We start from the raw sequence: 17,866 nt of genomic DNA on the forward strand, positions 1-17,866 counted from the left end.
CGCAACCCCGCTCTACCGTCAAGAAGCTATGCACGGATGCCACGGCGGGGCGTGGTGCGCACCTCCCTCATGAGACGACTCATGAGGGAGGCCGAGATGAAGGGCGGGGTGATCCTGTTTCGCGGTAGCGGTGCTGCCGCGCGCCGGTATGTGGAGGCCGATCGTTCTCGCGCCGACGAGTACTACCTCGGCGCTGACGACGCCGTAGCCGAATACGCGGTACTCGACTCTCGCGGCGAGGTTACCGCCACCCGTTCCCTGTCGGCGGACGAGTATGAGGGTTGGGTGGACTGGATCAACCCCGAAACGGGCGAATCGATGGGCACCCCACGCGCGGCGGCCGAGGGGACGAATGGGTCGCCGTTGTTCGCCGAAATGACGATCAACGCCCCCAAGAGCTTGTCGGTGGCCGCCGCCCTGCATCCCGAGGTCTCCGATGCCCTCGACCAAGCGCAGCAGGACGCACTGGCTGAGATTCGCCGGTGGCTGGGTCAGCACTCGGTCACCAGGGCGGGTCCGCGTGATGCCCGCGAGATTGTGCCCATCGAACACATGCAGGTCGTCGGTATCCGGCATAAGACCTCGCGGGCGGGTGATCCGCACCGGCATGTTCACATGCAGATCGGCACGCGCATCTTCGCCGCCGGGAAGTGGAGAGCACTGGACACGGCGGCATTGTTCAAGCAGCAGGGGGTGATCCGTGCGTTGGGTACCGCGGTGATCGCGGCACACCCTCAACTCTATCCGTGCAGGAGGTTGCGTCGCGGGCGCTCGACCGGAGTGCGGCGAGTGCCTCGGCGTGGACACGGCACACGATCCAGGAACACGTCACAAGGATCACCACCGAAGCAGGCGTGCAAGCAGCCCCTGCCGAGTTGCGGGAGTTCATGACTCTGGCGACCGAGCTTGCGGTCGCGGATTGCTTCTCCGTGCTCCCGCCGGAGGCCGCAACGCCGGAGCATGTCGCGCACCTGACCAGCCTCACCGTGGTCGCCGCCGAAACCGCGCTCCGCGACCGCCTCACCGCCGCCACACCAGAGCAAGAACCGAAGCACCCCGACGTGACCAGAGCCGCACACGGGGCGGGGCTGGACGACGGGCAGACGATGGCTGCTGCGGCAGTTGCATCCTCTGACCCGTTGGTGATCGTGGAGGGCGCAGCGGGTAGCGGCAAGACGACGATGCTCCGCACTGCTATCGACGTCGCCGCTGAGCACGGGCGGGCGGCGCGGGTGGTTGCGCCGACGCTGCGCGCGGCGCAGGTCGCGCACGAAGAACTCGGCGTCCCGGCCACGAGTGTTGCGGCGCTGGTGCACGCGCACGGATGGCGCTGGAACCGCGACGGCGTATGGACACGCCTACACCCTGGCGACACCGACCCAGATACCGGGCGCACCTACACCGGCCCCGCGCGAGATGCGGTGCTGTCGCGGGGTGAGCGGGTGATTGTGGATGAGGCCGGGATGCTCGACCAGGACACCGCCCACGCTCTCCTCACCATCACCCAAGATGCAGGCGCGACCGTTGCACTCGTCGGAGACCGCGCCCAGCTCCCGGCGGTGGGTCGTGGCGGGGTGCTCGACATGGCCACACAGATCAGAGGCCGCACCTATGACATGACCGAACTGCACCGCTTCGCCGACGCCGAGTACGCGTCACTCACGTTGACGATGCGCGACCGCGAGAACCCCGGCGACGTGTTCGACCAGCTCTCCGCACTGGGGCTCGTGACGCTGCACGCCGATGAGGAGCACGCCCGCGACCACATCACGGACCACGCGAGCGTGGGTGAGGCGATCACGGTCGCATCGAATGATGGGGCAGCTGCGTTGAACGAGCGCATCCGCGCGGCGCGAGTTGACCGTGGTGAGGTCGATGACACGATCACGTCGACCGGGAGCGACGAGCTGCCTATCGGACGGGGTGATCTGATCCAGACGCGGAAGAACGACACCGGGTTGGGTGTGGCGAACCGGCAGCAGTGGATCGTCCAGCACGTCGCTGAGGATGGCACCGTCTACGCCCATGAAGCTCCCAGCGGGCGCAAGAACCTTCGTACCGTCGCCCTGCCGCCTGAGTATGTCGCTGAGCATGCTCACCTGTCCTACGTGGCAACCGCGTACGGCGTCCAAGGCGCAACCGTGAACACCTCGCACACGATGCTGACTGAGGCGACGAACGCGGCAGGCATCTATGTCGGCATGACCCGAGGACGCGAACACAACCGGCTCCACGTCGTCGCGGGCGATCTGGCCGATGCCAAAGTGCAGTTCATAGAGGCGATGGAACGCGACCCGTCAGACCGGGGCCTCGACCACGCCACTACCCAGGCCGTCGAAGCCGTGCGGGGCATCGTCAAGAACGGCCCGATTCAGCGCGTCACCGAAGAACTCGCCCGACTCGATCAGGAAGCCGAACGTGCAGAACAGGCGGCGGAACGGTGGGAGCAGACCGCGAACCGGCTCGACGCCCAACATGCCAGGCATCGAGCTGAGAGCGATGAGAGCACCGCCGTGCTCCGCCGGGCTGAGGAAGAGGCCGCACGGGTGCGTGTCAAGGTTGCCGCACCTCTCGTTGAGCAAGCGGAACAAGACGGCGCGGCATACCTCGCCAGCGTTGAAGCAGAAGGGGCCGCGAACACGCGCCTCGCGAGGGCCGGGCGGCTTGGACGGCGTAAAGCTCGCCATGAGCTCCGCGCCGCGCGCGAACAAGCAGCAACCAGCCGAGCACACCTTCGAGATGCGTGGGATGCTGAACCGCCACGGACGCCCGGAGCGCTACCCGAATGGGCTGCGCAGGTCGCGGGGAGGAAAGCGGAGGCCGATCCTCGTGTGAGCGACGCTGACCAGGCTGTCGAAGCCGCTCGAACCGAACGAGCCACAACCGGTGAGCGTCACCGCAACGAGCGCCTGACGCTCTTGGCCCGCAAATATGGGGCAGAGAACGCGCGTGCCCGCCAACACGGAATGCGCGCCCTTAACCCGCACCGCAACGCCCGTGACGCCCGCACACGTGCGGCGCTCCTTCGTGCCGAGAGTGAGGAACTGCGCGGTATGTCGGTGAACGAAGCCGCCCAGACCATCGAAACAAGACGTGTGGAGCGAGAGCGTGCACTACAGCAGGCCGAACAGCGTCAACGGCAACTCTCTTCGCCCGAACCGTTGTCGCGTCAAGGCCCAGGTTCGCAACCTGAACGTGGGATCGGGCTATGAGCCACACTCTTCGGTGCGTGCGCCTGTGACCCCTCCCTGGCGCGTATTCCGAGTGATGTCCTCCGACCGTTCCTACCCTTCGATCGGGGCGAGATCGACGTCCGTGTGGATGCGTAGCGCGGTGATGAACTCTTGGTAGAGGGAGTCGCGGGCGAGGAGTTCGCGGTGGGTTCCGGCGTCCCGGACACCGCCGTCTTCTAGGACGATGATCTGGTCCGCGTCGAGCACAGTGGACAGGCGGTGTGCGATAGTGACGACCGTGCCCTCTCGCGAAGCGGTGGCGATGACATTTTGGATGGCCGCTTCGGTAGTGGCGTCGAGCTGCGCGGTTGCCTCGTCCAGCAGCAGTACAATCGGGCGGCGCACCAGGGCTCGTGCGACAGCGAGGCGTTGACGCTCCCCACCAGAGAGACTGGTCTCGGCAACGTCCGCGTCCAGCCCACCACTCAGGGATCGAATCTTATGATCCAGGCGCACCGACGCCAGCGCTTCCCATGCTTCGTCGTCGGTGGCGTCAGGAGCGCGGAAAAGCACGTTGTCACGAACGGTGCCGGGGATCACGGGGGTTTCCTGTTCGACGTAGGCGATGCCGGACCTGACATCATCAATGCTCAACCGGTCGTAGGGGACGCCGTTCAGTTCGAGTCGCCCTGAGGTGGGGTCGATGAAGCGCAGTAGCAGCGAGAAGACAGTGGTCTTTCCTGCACCGGACGGGCCGACGAGTGCGACGTGCCCCTTGCGCGGGATGGCGAGAGTTACGTCGCGCAGTGCGGGGGTTTCTGCGTCGGCGTAGCCTGCGGTGACCGCACGGAGCGCGAGGACCGGGGCATCGGGGTTGCTCAGGTGGGCAGATGCATCTGCGGGGCGAGCGTGGGTGTCTTCGAGTTCGAGGTGTTCAGTCTCGCGGATGCGTGCGGCGGCGGCGAGGCCGCTCTGGAGGGTGGCGAAGGCCCCGGCCAGTGCGGTGATCGGGTCAACGATGTTGAAGGCGTAGAGCAGGAACGCGACGAGAGTGGACACGGCAAGCTCGCCGAGCGCGACGCGTCCTGCGCCGAGGCCGAGGATGACGATGATCGCCAGCTGCATCCCGCCACCAGCGACCGTCCACGCCAGCGCCGAGAACCAGACCGAACGGATAGCGTGCCGGGCAGATTCTTCGGCTTTTATGTTCACTCGTGCGATCTCGCGATGCTCGGCGCGGCTGGATTTCACCGTACGCAGGGCTCGCACACCGCCCTCCAAGGTCGCACCGAGGTCTCCGATGGCGTCCTGTGCGCGCTTATCGGCTTTACCGATCTGCGGGACGAGCACACCGAACAAAGCGCCGACCACGACCAGCGCGAGGAGCGTGGTCAACAGGAGAGGCCAGTCGAGGATCGCCATCAACACAATGGTTCCGACCAGAGACACCAAGCCGTTGATGAGTTGCACGAGACTGTTCGTCGTCGCCTCCCGCAACAGCAGCGTGTCGCTGGTGACGCGGGTGACGAGTTCGCCGGTCCGGAAGCGCTGAATCTGTTCCAGCTTCGCGAGGAAGAACCGGCTGACCAGGCCACGGCGAGCATCCAGCACGATGCGCTCTGAGAGCCTGCCCAGCAGCACGCTCTGGGCGAGGTTCGCAATGATGCCGACGATCAGGATCAGCACCAGGACTGTGACCGGACCGGCGAGGGAGAGATCGGTGCCGAGCGAGTCGAGCACCCACTTGGTGACCATCGGTGTCGCAAGCGTGATCGCCGTCGCGAACAACCCCAGCAGCACGCCGATGATGAGGGTACGCAGATGCGGACGCGAGTACGACCACAACAGCGCGATACCTTCGCGGAACGGGACCGCAGAACTGCCCGACTTCGCGTCGTCGATATCGTCAATCGGAGATTCAGAGGCGTTCATCGTGTCTTTCGTGATCGTCTTCGGTGCGCGTTAGCGGAACGCCCGACTGATGGCGCTGCCGGTCTGGAACAGGTGAAGCCAAACCATAAGTTTCTGCAACGGACGCAACGGCACACCGACCAGGCGCCGCCAACCTGTGCGCCTGGCCCACGAGGTGGTGATGGTGACCTGCGTGCCACCGGTCGTCGGCGCAAGCGTGAACTCGGTGAGGATCGGGCGACTCTGCGGCGCATCCGGATACTCGAAGCTCCACGCCACCCGGTGGGGCCGCTCAGCAGTGACGAGTTCGACCCGGCGACGACGGAAAAGCGGCTTCATCTTCAAGGGCTTCCCGTCAGGGCGCGCCTCGGGCGCTCGGCCTTCCCATACCGTGCCCGGGCGCGTCTCCTGGCCCGAGAGTTCGATCGAGCCGACGCTGACCTCCCACTCGGGCACGCGCAAAGGATCGGCAAGGAAGTCCCTGACCTGTGCGACTGGGGCGGGGACGAATGTCTCCTGCGTGCCGGTAGTCCTGCCCCTCGACACACTCGGCTCAGGCACTGTCACCACACCACCTGCGACGCCCCGGTCGAGGCGTTCCAAGACTTCCTGCGGCGTCGCATCGAGTCGGTGCAGAATATCCGCGATCAGACCGCTGGGCTCCGCCAGTAGTTCACGGAGCACCGCCGCCGCGCTGCCGTCCCGACTCTTCCCGCCCGCACGCCCGATTAGGTCAGCGGCGCGCTGCTTCAACTCGTACCCATCAGTCTCGTGAAACACGATCCGTCCGGGATCGGGCAGCACCGCCCGAACGCCCAGGGACGCCAGCTGCGCGTCATGCTGCTCGCGCACCGCCCGGCGCGCATCATCGATGCCGATACCCATCTCCCGGAGCACGCGTCCTGCGACCTGATCCGACAACACGAGCGCAAGGAAGAGATGCTCGATGTCCGCCTCCCGGAGCCCCTGCCGCGACGCCTCTTCCAAAGCCGTCAAGGACAGCACCTGACTCGTCTGCGCGGCCTGAACGAACTTACTCATGACTTCCTCCTGGCAATCGGGATCGAGGGATCGACCCTCTTGGAATGTTTCTTGTGCGCGGCCTGACGGCTCACCCCAAGCGCATCGGCGATCTCCTGCCACGTCATCCCCGACCGCAGCGCCGCCTCGACCTGCCGCAACTCCAACGTGTCCGCAAGCACCCGCAAGGACGCGACCGCCCGCAGCCCCGCCCTCGGATCGGTGGTGTCCGCCGCGACCTCGGCGACCTGTGAAGACTCCATACTGTCAACCTACGTTGCAAACACGCACCTGTCAACCTGAGTTGCAGAGTGCGGACGTTCGTCGCTTGGATAGAGCGTTCGCTCAGAGGCCGCTTGATAGGCTGTAACCGCGCAAATGCGCACGATCACAGGTGAGTGCGTTTAGGGCACCTCGGCTACGCGGGATCGAGCTGTTCCGCGGCGACGTGGACGGTAACGACGGTGTGGTCGTCGGCCGGGCGCCGGGATGCGCCGTCGAGGTAGATGGTGGCGATGTCGAGGAGAGCTTGGACCCGGTCGTCGTCGGTGACGCGGGGCGACCGCTTGGCGGTCTCGCCTGGCGTGCTGTCGCCCTGCTGCGGACTTGGTTGGGAACCCAGATCCTCGTCAGTGCCCGGCAGGACGTCGTCGGGGCGTACACGCTGGGCAGAGTTCTCCCCTGTGCGCAGGGAAGCTTCGACTCCGGGCTCGGCGGACTCGGCTGTCGAGTTGGCGAGGTCGGTCGAGGCGGGTGCGTCCGTCGACTCGCCGGAGTCGGCGGATTGGTCCCGGAGGAGCTGCTGCAGTGCGGTCTCCATGGCGGTCTTCAGCAGCGCGGCCTCCTCGCGGGGCAGGGTGACGACGAGGCGATCCATGTCGTTGGGAGTGGTCTGCCAGTGGAGTTCGCGTCGGAGTTCCTGGGGCAGGCGGCTGCCGGACGGAAGTCGGTGGGCGCGTACGGTCCGGGCGAGCTGGGACGCGGTCGTGTAGCGGGCAAAGTCAGCCAGCTCGGCTTCCTGGACCTCATCGACGAGACGGGTGAGCTCGCGCACCTTGGCGTACGAGAGGGCGCCCTGGCCGAAGAGTTCGCGAGTGCGCGGCATCCGGCGCAGCGCCTTGGCGACGCGTACATGTTCGCGGGCGGTGCCGCCGGAATAGCCGCACTGCCAGGACAGCCAGTGGGCAGTGGAGGCGACCCCGTCGAAATGCGCCTCGCCGTTGGCCTCGTCGAACTTGGCGATGAGGTCCATGAGGTCCGCCTCCTTCGTCGCTAAGGTGGTGGCGAGGGCGACCAGCTTCTCCGCGAGCGCTGCGATCTCGGCGCCGGTGTGGCCGGGACCTTCGGAGGAGTCCGGTCGATCGGGCAGACGGGCAAAGTCCTGACTGGTGTTCGGTACGCCGGTGGTGGCGGATTGATGAGCGTCGGGGACGGCGTTGTCGGTGGTCATCTGGGCTCCTGAGTGTCCGATGAGGACAGTTCATCACCCGGCACCGACGGAAAATTCGGCGTGGGGGGCCGCGGGCGAGACGGAACTCGGGACGGCGGGACCCTCTTATGGATAGGGTGATGCTCATGGAAGAGTCTGGGGTCAAGCGCCGTCGATGGAAGCCAGTGGGGATCGGCTGCCTGGGGGTCGTTGCGGCCCTCATCGTGGCAGGCCTCGTTGCTGTCATCGTGAAGCCGTGGGCTCCGGAGATGGAGGTGGCTGATCCCGGGCCGGCGGGGGAGCGCATCGAGGACGATGGGCTCGTCGGGAACTGGTATCCGGGCGGGCCCAGGTCGCCAGCGGTGCTCGTGCTCGGCGGATCGGAGGGTGGCCTCGGGGCGCAGGCAGATGCGATGGGACGGTCGCTCCACGAGGCCGGGCACAGCGTGTTGGTGCTGTCCTATTTCGGAGCTGCTGACCATCAGCCCAAGCACCTGGAGCTGGTCGAGCTGGAGCTGTTCGATCAGGCTGTCGCCTGGCTGCGTGCCCAGTCGGAGGTGGATCCGCAGCGGGTCGGCGTGATTGGCACGTCGAAGGGATCCGAGGCCGCGCTGCTGTTGGCCAGCGGCGATCCCGACATCGCGGCGGTTGCCGCGTTGGTGCCCTCGAGCGTGGTCTGGTCCGGCATCAACCAGCGCGAGCCGTGGGAGATGATCTTTGGCCTGGACTCATCTTGGTCCCGTGGCGGTGAACCGGTGCCGTATTTGCCCTACGGCGAGGCTCGCGGCCCGGACGTCTATGAGCTCTACCGCACCGGTCTGGAGAATGTCGCCGACCATCCCGAGGCGGTGATCCCGGTCGAACAGATCACCGGTCCGGTCCTGCTCATGTGCGGCCAACAGGACTCGCTGTGGCCCTCCTGCCCGATGGCGCAGCAGATCGAGGAACGGATCAACGCGAACGGCGGCACGGTCGAGCTGCTCGCGTACGTCGACGCGGGCCACCTGGGCGTGGGGCCGCCGGTGGGTGAGGACCTCGATCCGGAGGCGCTCACTGAACTCGGGGGCACTGGGTCCGGGAATGCTGAGGCGCGGGCCGATGGCTGGCCCAAGCTGCTGGCGTTCTTCGCGGCTGCGTTGGGCTGACCGGTCCTGGTCCCCTGACTGTCGTCGGCACCCGGGGCTGCGTGGGCCGCCGGCGTGGCTGGCAGTTGCCGTCGGTCGGCGTACCTCGGTGTGACGCTAACCGCCCGCGGAAGGGCCGAGCGTCGGGAGGCCCTCGTACGTCTGGCCGTGGGGTCCGGTGAGAGCTTGGGGTACGCCGTTCACAGCGAGGACGAAGCGGCCGCCGGCATCCACCCCCAGGGCCTCGAGCTGCCCGCGAGTCTGCGGCAATACGCCTGCGCCCTCGTTGCTGATCCACACCAGGTCCTCGCGTGATTGCATCAGCGACGCGAATCGGGCCCGCGCATCGGAGTCGACATAGGCGAGGACAGCGCTGTGGAAGACGACCGGCTGGGTCCCGGCGGGCACCTCGTCGAGCAAGGACTCAACGGTGTCGAGCAGGTCGCCTCGGACCAGTCGTGGCGGATCGGCCGCGGCGATCGAGGAGGCCGCGAGCAGCCGCCGCCGGCGGGTCTCGTGTTCGGGCCAGACCAGCGAACGCAGCCACGCCCGCTGGTCAGGATCGGTGATGTCGAGCGGGTTGAGGTCGATGCCGGCACGCCACGCGACTTCAGGGATGCGGTCGGGCACCGCAGCGTTGGCCAGTTCGCAGTCGAGGATGACCTCGCTCGGTCCGCTCGGCGGGTCGAGCCGGATCGTCCACTCGTGGCTGGCCGATGTCGGGGTGGCCGTACGCGCGTTCGGGTCCGACCCGTCGGTGACGGCGTACTGGTAGCTGTACCGGTCGGGATACAGGCAGAGGCCAGCCGAGGCGCCGACCTCGATCAGGGCGAGCGGGCCGGGATGCTGCGCCAGTGTGGGCAGCAGCGTTGCGCACCGGCCCGCCTCGTTCGTTTGGGTGGAGCGAGCGAGCATGAGCTCGCGGGTGTCGGCCCAGTGCTCCAGCAGCCAGGCCCGCAGATCGGCGTAGCTGCCCCCACCCGCGCCGAGATGTCGCGCCGCGGCGAAGAGGAGGTCGGCTTGCCGCTTGGGGCCCGGCAGGTCGAGCAGGAGTGCGAGGAGCTCATCGTCCTCGGCGACCCCCTGGGCCCACGCTGAATAGATCGGAGACGTGCCGGTCTCGACGCGGGCGAACGTCTCGTAGTAGTCCCGCAGAGTGTCGGCCCCGAGCTCGGTCACCGGCTGCATGGCTACCTCTTTCGTTGCCGGTCGTGGCGCATCCCCTCGTGGCCTACGCCGAGGTGGTGCGCTGGCGTACGCGCTCGAGCGGCGGCCCTGGTCAGCCACGTGGGATCAGATCCCAGGTGGTCAGGTGGCCACACATGCCCAGCGCGGAGGTGGGGTCGAGGGAACGGACCCAGCCGCCGGTGAGGGCGTCGGCGTCGCCGGCGGCCAGCGCGGCCAGCTGGGCACGCGAGTCGGCAACTTGGGCGGCAGGCCCGGCATCGATGAGACCGGCCCATTCCTCGGTGCGGTCGGCGACGAGTGCGGCGGCAGCGCTCAGGAAGGCGGCGTACGCCTCGTCGCCACCCTCGCGGATCTCGGCGTACCCCTCGAGCGCCAGGTCGCGGCGAGCCCGCGCGGCGGCCTCACGAGTGGCCTGATCGCCCTCGGGAAGCGCGGCAGCGGCCTGATAGGCCTCCCGGCTGACGAGGTGCTCGGCGGGGAAGGTGAGCACGGCGTCGCCGTGTTCGGGCAGCCCGGCGTTGGACATGACGACGATCAGTTCGAGATCGCCGGAGTCATTGACCAGCCGGTGGACTGTCCCCGGCGAGAACCAGCGCACCGTGCCCGGGGACAGGGCGTGTTCGACGAAGCCATCGTTGGCGGTGATCGTCTGGACGCGGCCCTGCCCCGACAGCACGACGTACCCCTCGGTCGAGACCGTGTGCAGGTGGGGGCTGCCCCCCACCAGGCCGTCCGGGGCGGGCCAGTCATAGACCTTGAGTCGGCTCAGGCCAGTGCCGCCCGGGAAACCGGGTCCGGTCAGCGGCGTACGCGTGTCGTCCACGGGGACCTCCGAGATGCGGTGGTGAAGCGTTGCTCGATCGTATCGGGCAGCACCGACAACCGAGCAGGGGTCCCTTCCGCACGCCGGGGCCGTGCGGCCGGCAACGCCGAAGCCGCGGAGTTCGCCGAGGCGCGGCAGGCCGCCGAGGGTTGAGACGACCCGGTCCGCCGGGACCCAGGTGTACGCCCACCGGTCCTTGGACTGTCGCGGACAACGACGAAGCCCCGCCACCTCAATGGTGACGGGGCTTCGGCAACAGGTGATCACCGGCCGGCGACCTCAGTGGCCGCGGGCGGGGAGACCTGGTCGGCGCGGGCTCAGAAGAGCTCGGGCAACTGACGGGCGGTGGTGAAGCGCTCGGTGGCGTCGGCCCAGTTCACGACATTCCACCAAGCCTCGACGTAGTCAGCCTTGACGTTCTTGTACTGCAGGTAGAACGCGTGCTCCCACATGTCCAGCTGGACGATCGGCACCTGGGCGGCCGGCAGGTTGCCCTGCTGATCGAACAGCTGCATCACGTTGAGGCGCTTGCCCAGGGTGTCCCAGACGAGCATGCCCCAGCCGGAACCCTGGACCCCGCTGGCGGTCGCGGTGAACTGCTTCTGGAAGCCCTCGAAGGAGCCGAAGTATTCATCAATCGCGGCGCCGAGCTCGCCGTCGGGACGTCCACCGCCTTCGGGGGACATGTTCTTCCAGAACACCGAGTGGTTGACATGGCCACCGAGGTTGAAAGCCAAGTCCTTCTCAAGCTGGTTGATCGAGCCGAAGTCGCCCGTCTCGCGCGCCTCGGCGAGCTTTTCAAGAGCGGTGTTGGCGCCCTTGACGTAGGTGGCGTGGTGCTTGCTGTGATGCAGCTCCATGATCTCCGGCGCAATGTGCGGCGCAAGTGCGGAGTAGTCGTAGGGCAGATCAGGAAGCTCGTAAGCAGCCATGATTCTCCTTCTGCGTTGGGTGTAGGCGCCACTCTAGTCCGGTGGTTTCAAGCCGCGACCGCCGGGGTGAGACGCGGCCTACGTGCAGGGTGGGACGCCGCCGGCAGGGGAAGGCTCAGGACAGTGCTGCCAGCCGATCAATGCTCAGGGCCGCGCGGCTCGACCGCTCAGGCGCAAGTGCCACCACCACAGCAGGCAGGCCACGGCGACGAATCCGATGCTGGTGATCGCCAGTGTCGCCACGGTGGTGGTGGCGATCGGAGCGACCACGCCGGCCAGTGCCGCATTGAGCATCAAGGTGATGAAGGACGCCACCGAGGAGGCGGTGCCGCGCTGCCGCGGGAACTGGTCCAGCAGGGCGATCTGCAGGATGGGAAAGGCCAGGGCATTGCCGAAGGCCAACACTGCCGGCGCGAGCACCGCCCACGGCAGGATCGGTGCTCCCGGCAGCAACGACACGGCCACGTTGACCAGCCCCGCCCCCAACGCGATGCCGTAGCCGATCGATGCTTGCCGGGTTTCACTGAGCCGTCCGGCGAGCCGGGAGTTGAGCAGCGCGCCGCCCAGCATGCCGCCGATCATGGGCACGAAGAAGATCCAGAAGTCGTTCTCACCCTTGCCCAGCAGTGACACCACGAAGATCGGAGCGGAGGCGATGTAGAGGAACTGGCCGGCGAACCCCGACGAGCTGACCCCGGCCAACAGCAGGAAAGATGGCGTACGCCCGACGGTCCAGGTGTTGCGCAGCAGGCTGCCGAGCCGCAACGGCGTACGCGCCTGCACCGGATGGGATTCGCCCATCCCGAACATCACGATCGCTGCCAAGGCCAACCCATAGCCGGCCAGGCACCAGAAGATGACCTGCCAAGAGCCGAGGCCCAGCAGCCAACCTCCCACGATCGGAGCGAGTGCGGGAGCGACGGAAAAGATCATCATCACCTGAGCCATCAACCGCTGCGCGGCGGAGCCGTCGAAGACGTTGCGGATGACGGCCCGGCTGACGATCTGACCGGCACCCGCGGCCAGGCCCTGGCAACTGCGGAAGACCAGTAGCCAGGTCAGGCTCGGCGCCAGCGCGCAGCCGATGCTGGCGCCGGCGTACAGCACCATCCCGATGATCATCACCGGCTTGCGGCCCACCGCATCCGACAGCGGCCCGTGCAGCAGGCTCATCACCGCGAAACTGACCAGATAGATGCTGGTGATCTGTTGCAGCGCAACCTCGTCGGCGCCGAACTGGAGCCCGATCCGGGTGAAGGCCGGGAAGACCGTGTCGATGGTGAACGGACCGATCATGGCCAGCAGCGCCAGCACCAAGGTCAGGGCGACGGTACGCTCGCGGCCCATCCCGGGGTCGGCGACGGGGACGGGTGGTCGGCGGCGGGATGGTTGCTGGCTGACTGGTCATTCACCAGCCCATCCCACCATGAAACCTGCCGTCGAACCGGAGCAATGTTGCCGTGAACTGAGATGGCCAGTGACAGCGGGCGCTGCAGCAGCCAGACTTCCTGCATGACTGCCACCATCGACGCGCCGCAGCGGCAACGCCGGGGCATCTTTTCGGCCATCGGTCCCGCGTTCATCACCGCCGCCCTCGTGTTCGGGCCTGGTTCCATCACTACGGCCAGCTCCATCGGCGCCCAGTTCGGCTACCAACTGCTGTGGGTGCCCGTCGTGTCGACGATTCTGATGTTGTGCTTCGTTGACATCGGCGTACGCATCGGGCTCAGCACCGACCGCAGCGTTCTCGCCACGGTCGCCGAGAAGCTGACCGGCATCGTCGCGCTCATCGTCGGCGTCGGCTCCTTCCTCGTGGTCACCTCCTTCCAGGCCGGCAACTCGGCCGGCTCCGGAGCTGCGGCAACGATCATGTTCGGGGGCGATCCCCGGCCGTGGGCGGCCGCGTTCACCGTGGTTGCGATCGCCTTCGTGTGGCTGCCCAGGTTCTATCCGGTGCTGGAGAAGACCATGGTCGTGATCATCCTGATCATGCTGATCGCACTGGTTGCGACCGCGATTGTGGCCGGCCCCGACCCGGTCGAGGCCATCAAGGGGCTGGTGCCGCGGATTCCGGACGGCGCCACCACGCTGGTGGTAGGGTTGGCGGCGACGAGTTTCTCCGTGGTCGGGGCTCTCTACCAGATCCAGCTGGTGCGCGAGAAGGGCTGGACTGCCAAGGACTACAAGCTGGCCCGCCGCGATGCCATCAGCGGCACTCTGGTGTTGGGGCTACTGGCCGTGGTCATCATCTTGGCGGCCGCGGCGGTGCTGCGGCCGGCTGGCACCCAGGTGAACTCGCCGGCGGCGTTGGCCACCATCCTGCAGCCGATCGGGGACTGGGCCGTGACCTTGTTCGCGATCGGTCTGTTCGCAGCGGCGTTCTCCTCGCTGCTGGGCAACTCGACCATCGGCGGATCGATGCTGGCCGGTGTGCTGCGGCTCGACAAGGGTGGCCTGTCCTCGGTGCCGGTGAAGATCTGCATCACCGCGGTGATGGTGCTGGGTGGCGTCGTTGCCGTGGTCTTCGGAGGCGTGCCGCTGCAGCTGATCATCACCGCCCAAGCCACCACCATCATTGCCGTTCCGGTGATCGGTGTGGTCATGGTGCTGCTGTCCCGGGATCGCCGGCGCGGCGACCTTGCCATCGGTACGCCGCAATTGGTGTTGGCCATCCTGGGCGTGCTGTTCCTGCTGGCCCTGGCGGTCACCTACGTGGTGCGCCTGTTCGGGTGAGCGCGTTCGGATGAGGCTGCTTGACCACGAGTAGCGCCTGGGACAAGAACTGGGCCCCATCCCGAGCGGGATGGGGCCCAGCGGTTCACCGCTCAGTTGTCGAAGCGGTTGGCCGCATCGCCGAGCTTGTCGGCAGCCTTGCCGCCGGCGTCCTTCACGTCTTCGCCGGCCTGCTTGGTCTGGGCTCCGAGCTTCTCCGAGGCGCCCTCTGCCTGAAGGTCCTCATTATCGGTTGCCTTGCCGAAAGCTTCCTTGCCCTGACCGACCAACTTGTCCTTCTGGTTGGAAATCTTGTCGCCAAGTCCCATCGTCGAACTCCTCTCGTCGTTGTTCCTTCAGGCTACTCCGCCGTATGAACGGATTCCGCGGGGGTGCCGCGCCGGGCCTCGAAGACCCGGAATCCCTTGCTGCTGGCCAGTCGTTCGCATGGCCAGCCCTGCTCAGCCAGCCAGCGAGCCAGCGAGTCCGCGCCGAGGTTCTTGCCGACCACCAAGTGAGCCAGCTCGACCCGTGGCAACCATTCCAGCAGCAGTGCGTGCAGTGCCGGTTTGCCGATCCGGATCGGTGGGTTGGACCACAACTCGTCGTAGCGCTTGGGGGCCTGCTCGGGGGTCAGCACCCGAACTCGGTCCGCCACTCCCAACAGCTCGGCATTGATGGCGCACAATTCACGGGCGCGTGGGTTCACATCCACGGCGACAACCTCGACACCCGGTTCGCTCAGTGCCAGGTGCAGCGCGATGGGCCCCCAGCCGCAGCCAAGATCAACGACGGTCCCTCTGGTCGGTGCAGGCACCGTGCGCAGCAGTATCGCGGTCGCGTGGTCAAGGCCGTCAGCGGAAAAGACTCCGCTGGCAGTACGAACCGTGCGGCGCTCACCGGCCAGCTCCGCGGCGACCTCACGCATGACATACGCGCCCGTGGGGGATCCAAAATAGTGACTCATGCTTCCTCCTGCCGACCACTAGTAGTGAAATCTAGCGAGGCGAGGTTTCGTCCGTTGTCATGCGGGCGCTGATAGTATTCGTTGGCATAGCTGGCCGTGTGGCCATGTCGAACAAGGAGGTCGACGAATGAAAGTAACGCGACGAAGCTTGCTGGCCGGCGCGGTAGCGCTTCCCTTGGGCGGCGCGGCCTGTAGCGGCCCTGGCGGCGAAGAAGGTGCGGGCGGTCAAGGGGAACAGGTCGCGGCGCCGAGTTACCAGCCGTTGGGCGGTCTTCCTGACCCGGACATTCCAGGCACCGATGACGGTGTCATCCCTCACACCTACCTTCGCTACCCGGCAGAGCCCCTCGTGACGGTGCCGGAGCCTCCCGGTGACGGCGAGCCGGTCGTCATCCACACCCAGTCCTTTGCGCCGGCGCCGCCGCCGGTGGATCGCAACTCGGCATGGCAGCAGATCAACGCCGAGGTCGGATCTGATCTGGACGTGCGTGTGACCCCCGCGTCGGAGTACACCCAAGTGTTCTCCGTAGCCATGGCTGGTGAGCAGCTGGGTGACATGTTCTTCGTCGCCGAGGTCGCACGAATGCCGGAATTCCTCGAGTCGCAGGCCGCGGACTTGAGCGAGTACCTCTCCGGTGACGCGATCCTGCAGTATCCGAACTTGGCCGCCATCCCCTCGGCAATGTGGGAGGCCGGACGTTTCAACGGCAAGCTCTATGGCTTGCCCTCACCGCGCGGCTCAATGTCGTCTGGCGTGATGTATCGACGCGAGGATTTGCTGGCGAAGCGTGGAATCACCGAACCGATCGATTCCTTCGAGACCTTCGTCGACCAGTGCCGGGAGATGAACGATCCGGCCGCTGGCCGCTACGCCCTCACCCGTGCACCTCTGCAGTACATCCGCAACATGCTCAACGTGCCGAACTTCTGGCGGTGGGACGGTGGCACCATGACCTCGTGGTGGACCGTCCCCGAACAGGAGGAGGCCTTGGATGCGGCGCGAAGCATGGTCGAGGAAGGCTTGGTGCACCCCAACGCGTTCATCAACCCGCAGACCAAGGAGTGGTTCGCCAACGGCACATGCGCGTTCAATCAGGACAGCCTGAGCGCGTGGGCTGCATACTTCGGCATGGGTTCGCTGTCAGAGGGGTATGACCCAGGGGTGCTGGAGATCCCCACCTTCGAGGGCGGCGGCGACGGTGTGCTGTGGCTGAGCTTCCCCTCCTTCGGTCGCTCCGCCATCAACCGGTCGGCCGAAGACCGGGTCGAGACACTGCTGGGGATTGCCAACTACTTGGCCGCGCCCTTCGGCAGCCGGGAGTTCCTCAGCACTCACTACGGGGCGGAGGGCAGTGACTACAACATGGAGGACGGCACACCGGTGCCGACGTCTCAAGGGGCCGAGAACCGGCAGCTCGGGCTGAACTACATCGCCGAGGCCGCCCAGGTGAACTTCGTCGCCGGCCGCCCAGAAGCGGGGAAGAAGTTGGCCGAAATCTTGGCCGACATCATCCCGCAGGGGATCAACAACGACGCGGTATATCTGCAGTCGGAGACCTTCGACCGCAACTTCGACCGGGACAACCGCGCCTTCCAGGGGCTCGAGGCCGATATCCTCAGTGGTCGCCAACCGGTGTCTGCTTGGAGCACCCAAGTGGATTCGTGGCGCCGAGACGGCGGTGATCAAATGGCCGGCGAGCTGGCTGAGGCGTACGTGGCAGCCGGGCGCGGCTGACCGACTTGAGGGCCAGGATCAGACGCCGCCACCTGGCGCGCGCTCGCGACGAGCCCGTGCCTGGCGGCTTCGGATGGCCAGTTCCGAGGACGGCGGATAGCCGACCTGTTCCAAGGTCAGGCCATGGGCGGGCAGCACCCGTACGTCGCTGGAGCGTCGAGCGAGCAAGAGTAGACCGTGCAGCCACCTCCGCGATCGTCGACCTTGGGCCACGTCGACCAAGGCGCCGGTGAGCGAGCGCACCATCGAATGACAGAAGGCGTCGGCTCGCACGGTGATCTCGACAACACCGTCGTGCGCGCGGCGTGATGCGGTCAGGTCGAGCAGCGTACGGATCGTGGTCGCGCCGTCGCGTCGCTTGCAGAATGCGGCGAAATCATGCAGGCCGAGCAGGTCGTCAGCCACCTCATTGATGACCTCGGCCGACAGTGCGGCGGGCCAGAAGAGGACGTGGCCGCGCAGCAGCGGGTCGGCCCAGGCCCGGCCGTCGGCGATCCGATAGGCGTAGCGACGCCAGATCGCGGCGAACCGGGCGTCGAAGTCGGGCGGCGCCCAGGCCACCTGGCGTACCGAGATGTCCTTGGGGAGGAGCCGGGTCAACCGATGCTTCAGCTGTGCCGGGTCGAGGTCCGCGGGCAGGTCGAGGTGGCAGACCTGGCCGCGGGCGTGGACCCCGGCATCGGTGCGCCCGGCGCAGGTGACCGGGGGACTGGGTTGCCGCAGGATCGTTGCCAGGGCTGATTGAAGCTCGCCCTGGACGCTGCGCAGGCCCGGTTGTTCGGCCCAGCCGTGGAAGTCACGGCCGTCGTAGGCCAAGTCGATCCGCAGCCGTCGGGTTCCAGCCATGTCGCG

General features: G+C 66.9%; 16 protein-coding genes. 5 read left to right on the forward strand and 11 right to left on the reverse strand.

Going from position 1 to position 17,866, the window contains the following annotated elements; translation table 11 throughout:
• Positions 1-81: 81 nt before the first annotated feature.
• Positions 82-891, forward strand: coding sequence for a relaxase domain-containing protein (locus CGZ91_RS14710; protein ID WP_229116614.1), 810 nt, complete (start codon positions 82-84; stop codon positions 889-891).
• Positions 888-3,212, forward strand: a complete 2,325-nt coding sequence (locus tag CGZ91_RS12545) for an AAA family ATPase (protein ID WP_229116615.1) — start codon at positions 888-890, stop codon at positions 3,210-3,212. The genes CGZ91_RS14710 and CGZ91_RS12545 overlap by 4 nt, the downstream gene beginning before the upstream one ends.
• A gap of 72 nt (positions 3,213-3,284) precedes the next feature.
• On the opposite strand, the gene CGZ91_RS12550 is transcribed toward CGZ91_RS12545, so the two are convergent.
• The 4 genes from CGZ91_RS12550 to CGZ91_RS12565 all read right to left on the reverse strand — a co-directional run bounded on the left by CGZ91_RS12550 (position 3,285) and on the right by CGZ91_RS12565 (position 7,554).
• The gene (locus CGZ91_RS12550; RefSeq protein WP_094455619.1) at positions 3,285-5,105 is read right to left on the reverse strand and encodes an ABC transporter ATP-binding protein; all 1,821 of its coding nucleotides are present in this window, start codon (positions 5,103-5,105) and stop codon (positions 3,285-3,287) included.
• A gap of 30 nt (positions 5,106-5,135) precedes the next feature.
• Positions 5,136-6,125 (reverse strand): SRPBCC family protein, encoded by a 990-nt coding sequence (locus CGZ91_RS12555; protein WP_094455621.1) that lies wholly within the window; start codon positions 6,123-6,125, stop codon positions 5,136-5,138.
• The gene (locus CGZ91_RS12560; protein WP_094455623.1) at positions 6,122-6,367 is read right to left on the reverse strand and encodes a hypothetical protein; all 246 of its coding nucleotides are present in this window, start codon (positions 6,365-6,367) and stop codon (positions 6,122-6,124) included. The genes CGZ91_RS12555 and CGZ91_RS12560 overlap by 4 nt, the downstream gene beginning before the upstream one ends.
• Positions 6,368-6,522: 155 nt before the next feature.
• Positions 6,523-7,554, reverse strand: a complete 1,032-nt coding sequence (locus CGZ91_RS12565) for a DUF222 domain-containing protein (RefSeq protein WP_094455625.1) — start codon at positions 7,552-7,554, stop codon at positions 6,523-6,525.
• 125 nt (positions 7,555-7,679) lie between these two features.
• On the opposite strand from CGZ91_RS12565, the gene CGZ91_RS12570 reads away from it, so the two are divergent.
• Positions 7,680-8,678, forward strand: a complete 999-nt coding sequence (locus CGZ91_RS12570; protein ID WP_179229354.1) for an acyl-CoA thioester hydrolase/BAAT C-terminal domain-containing protein — start codon at positions 7,680-7,682, stop codon at positions 8,676-8,678.
• Positions 8,679-8,774: 96 nt separating this feature from the next.
• Here CGZ91_RS12570 and CGZ91_RS12575 read toward each other — a convergent pair whose 3' ends face one another.
• The 4 genes from CGZ91_RS12575 to CGZ91_RS12590 form a co-directional block, all read right to left on the reverse strand.
• Positions 8,775-9,845, reverse strand: a complete 1,071-nt coding sequence (locus CGZ91_RS12575) for a DUF2332 domain-containing protein (RefSeq protein WP_094455629.1) — start codon at positions 9,843-9,845, stop codon at positions 8,775-8,777.
• A gap of 91 nt (positions 9,846-9,936) precedes the next feature.
• Positions 9,937-10,668 (reverse strand): cupin domain-containing protein, encoded by a 732-nt coding sequence (locus CGZ91_RS12580; RefSeq protein WP_229116616.1) that lies wholly within the window; start codon positions 10,666-10,668, stop codon positions 9,937-9,939.
• A 317-nt stretch (positions 10,669-10,985) separates the two neighbouring features.
• Positions 10,986-11,600, reverse strand: coding sequence for a superoxide dismutase (locus CGZ91_RS12585; protein ID WP_094455631.1), 615 nt, complete (start codon positions 11,598-11,600; stop codon positions 10,986-10,988).
• Between the two features lie 144 nt (positions 11,601-11,744).
• Complete coding sequence (locus CGZ91_RS12590; RefSeq protein WP_094455633.1) at positions 11,745-12,947, reverse strand: multidrug effflux MFS transporter; 1,203 nt, start codon at positions 12,945-12,947, stop codon at positions 11,745-11,747.
• Between the two features lie 165 nt (positions 12,948-13,112).
• Between CGZ91_RS12590 and CGZ91_RS12595 the strand changes: the two genes are divergently transcribed.
• Positions 13,113-14,333 carry an Nramp family divalent metal transporter gene (locus CGZ91_RS12595; protein WP_179229355.1) on the forward strand — a complete coding sequence of 407 codons (1,221 nt, stop codon included), beginning with the start codon at positions 13,113-13,115 and terminating at the stop codon, positions 14,331-14,333.
• 92 nt (positions 14,334-14,425) lie between these two features.
• Here CGZ91_RS12595 and CGZ91_RS12600 read toward each other — a convergent pair whose 3' ends face one another.
• The gene (locus CGZ91_RS12600; protein WP_094455637.1) at positions 14,426-14,641 is read right to left on the reverse strand and encodes a CsbD family protein; all 216 of its coding nucleotides are present in this window, start codon (positions 14,639-14,641) and stop codon (positions 14,426-14,428) included.
• 32 nt (positions 14,642-14,673) lie between these two features.
• A complete protein-coding gene (locus tag CGZ91_RS12605; protein WP_094455639.1) occupies positions 14,674-15,279 on the reverse strand; it encodes a class I SAM-dependent methyltransferase in 606 nt (201 codons plus the stop codon).
• Between the two features lie 355 nt (positions 15,280-15,634).
• On the opposite strand from CGZ91_RS12605, the gene CGZ91_RS12615 reads away from it, so the two are divergent.
• Positions 15,635-17,014 (forward strand): extracellular solute-binding protein, encoded by a 1,380-nt coding sequence (locus tag CGZ91_RS12615; RefSeq protein ID WP_144276901.1) that lies wholly within the window; start codon positions 15,635-15,637, stop codon positions 17,012-17,014.
• Between the two features lie 18 nt (positions 17,015-17,032).
• Here CGZ91_RS12615 and truA read toward each other — a convergent pair whose 3' ends face one another.
• Positions 17,033-17,860, reverse strand: a complete 828-nt coding sequence (truA, locus tag CGZ91_RS12620) for a tRNA pseudouridine(38-40) synthase TruA (protein WP_094455788.1) — start codon at positions 17,858-17,860, stop codon at positions 17,033-17,035.
• Positions 17,861-17,866: the final 6 nt, after the last annotated feature.

The sequence above is a fragment of the Parenemella sanctibonifatiensis genome (genome assembly GCF_002250565.1).
Taxonomy (GTDB): domain Bacteria; phylum Actinomycetota; class Actinomycetes; order Propionibacteriales; family Propionibacteriaceae; genus Parenemella; species Parenemella sanctibonifatiensis.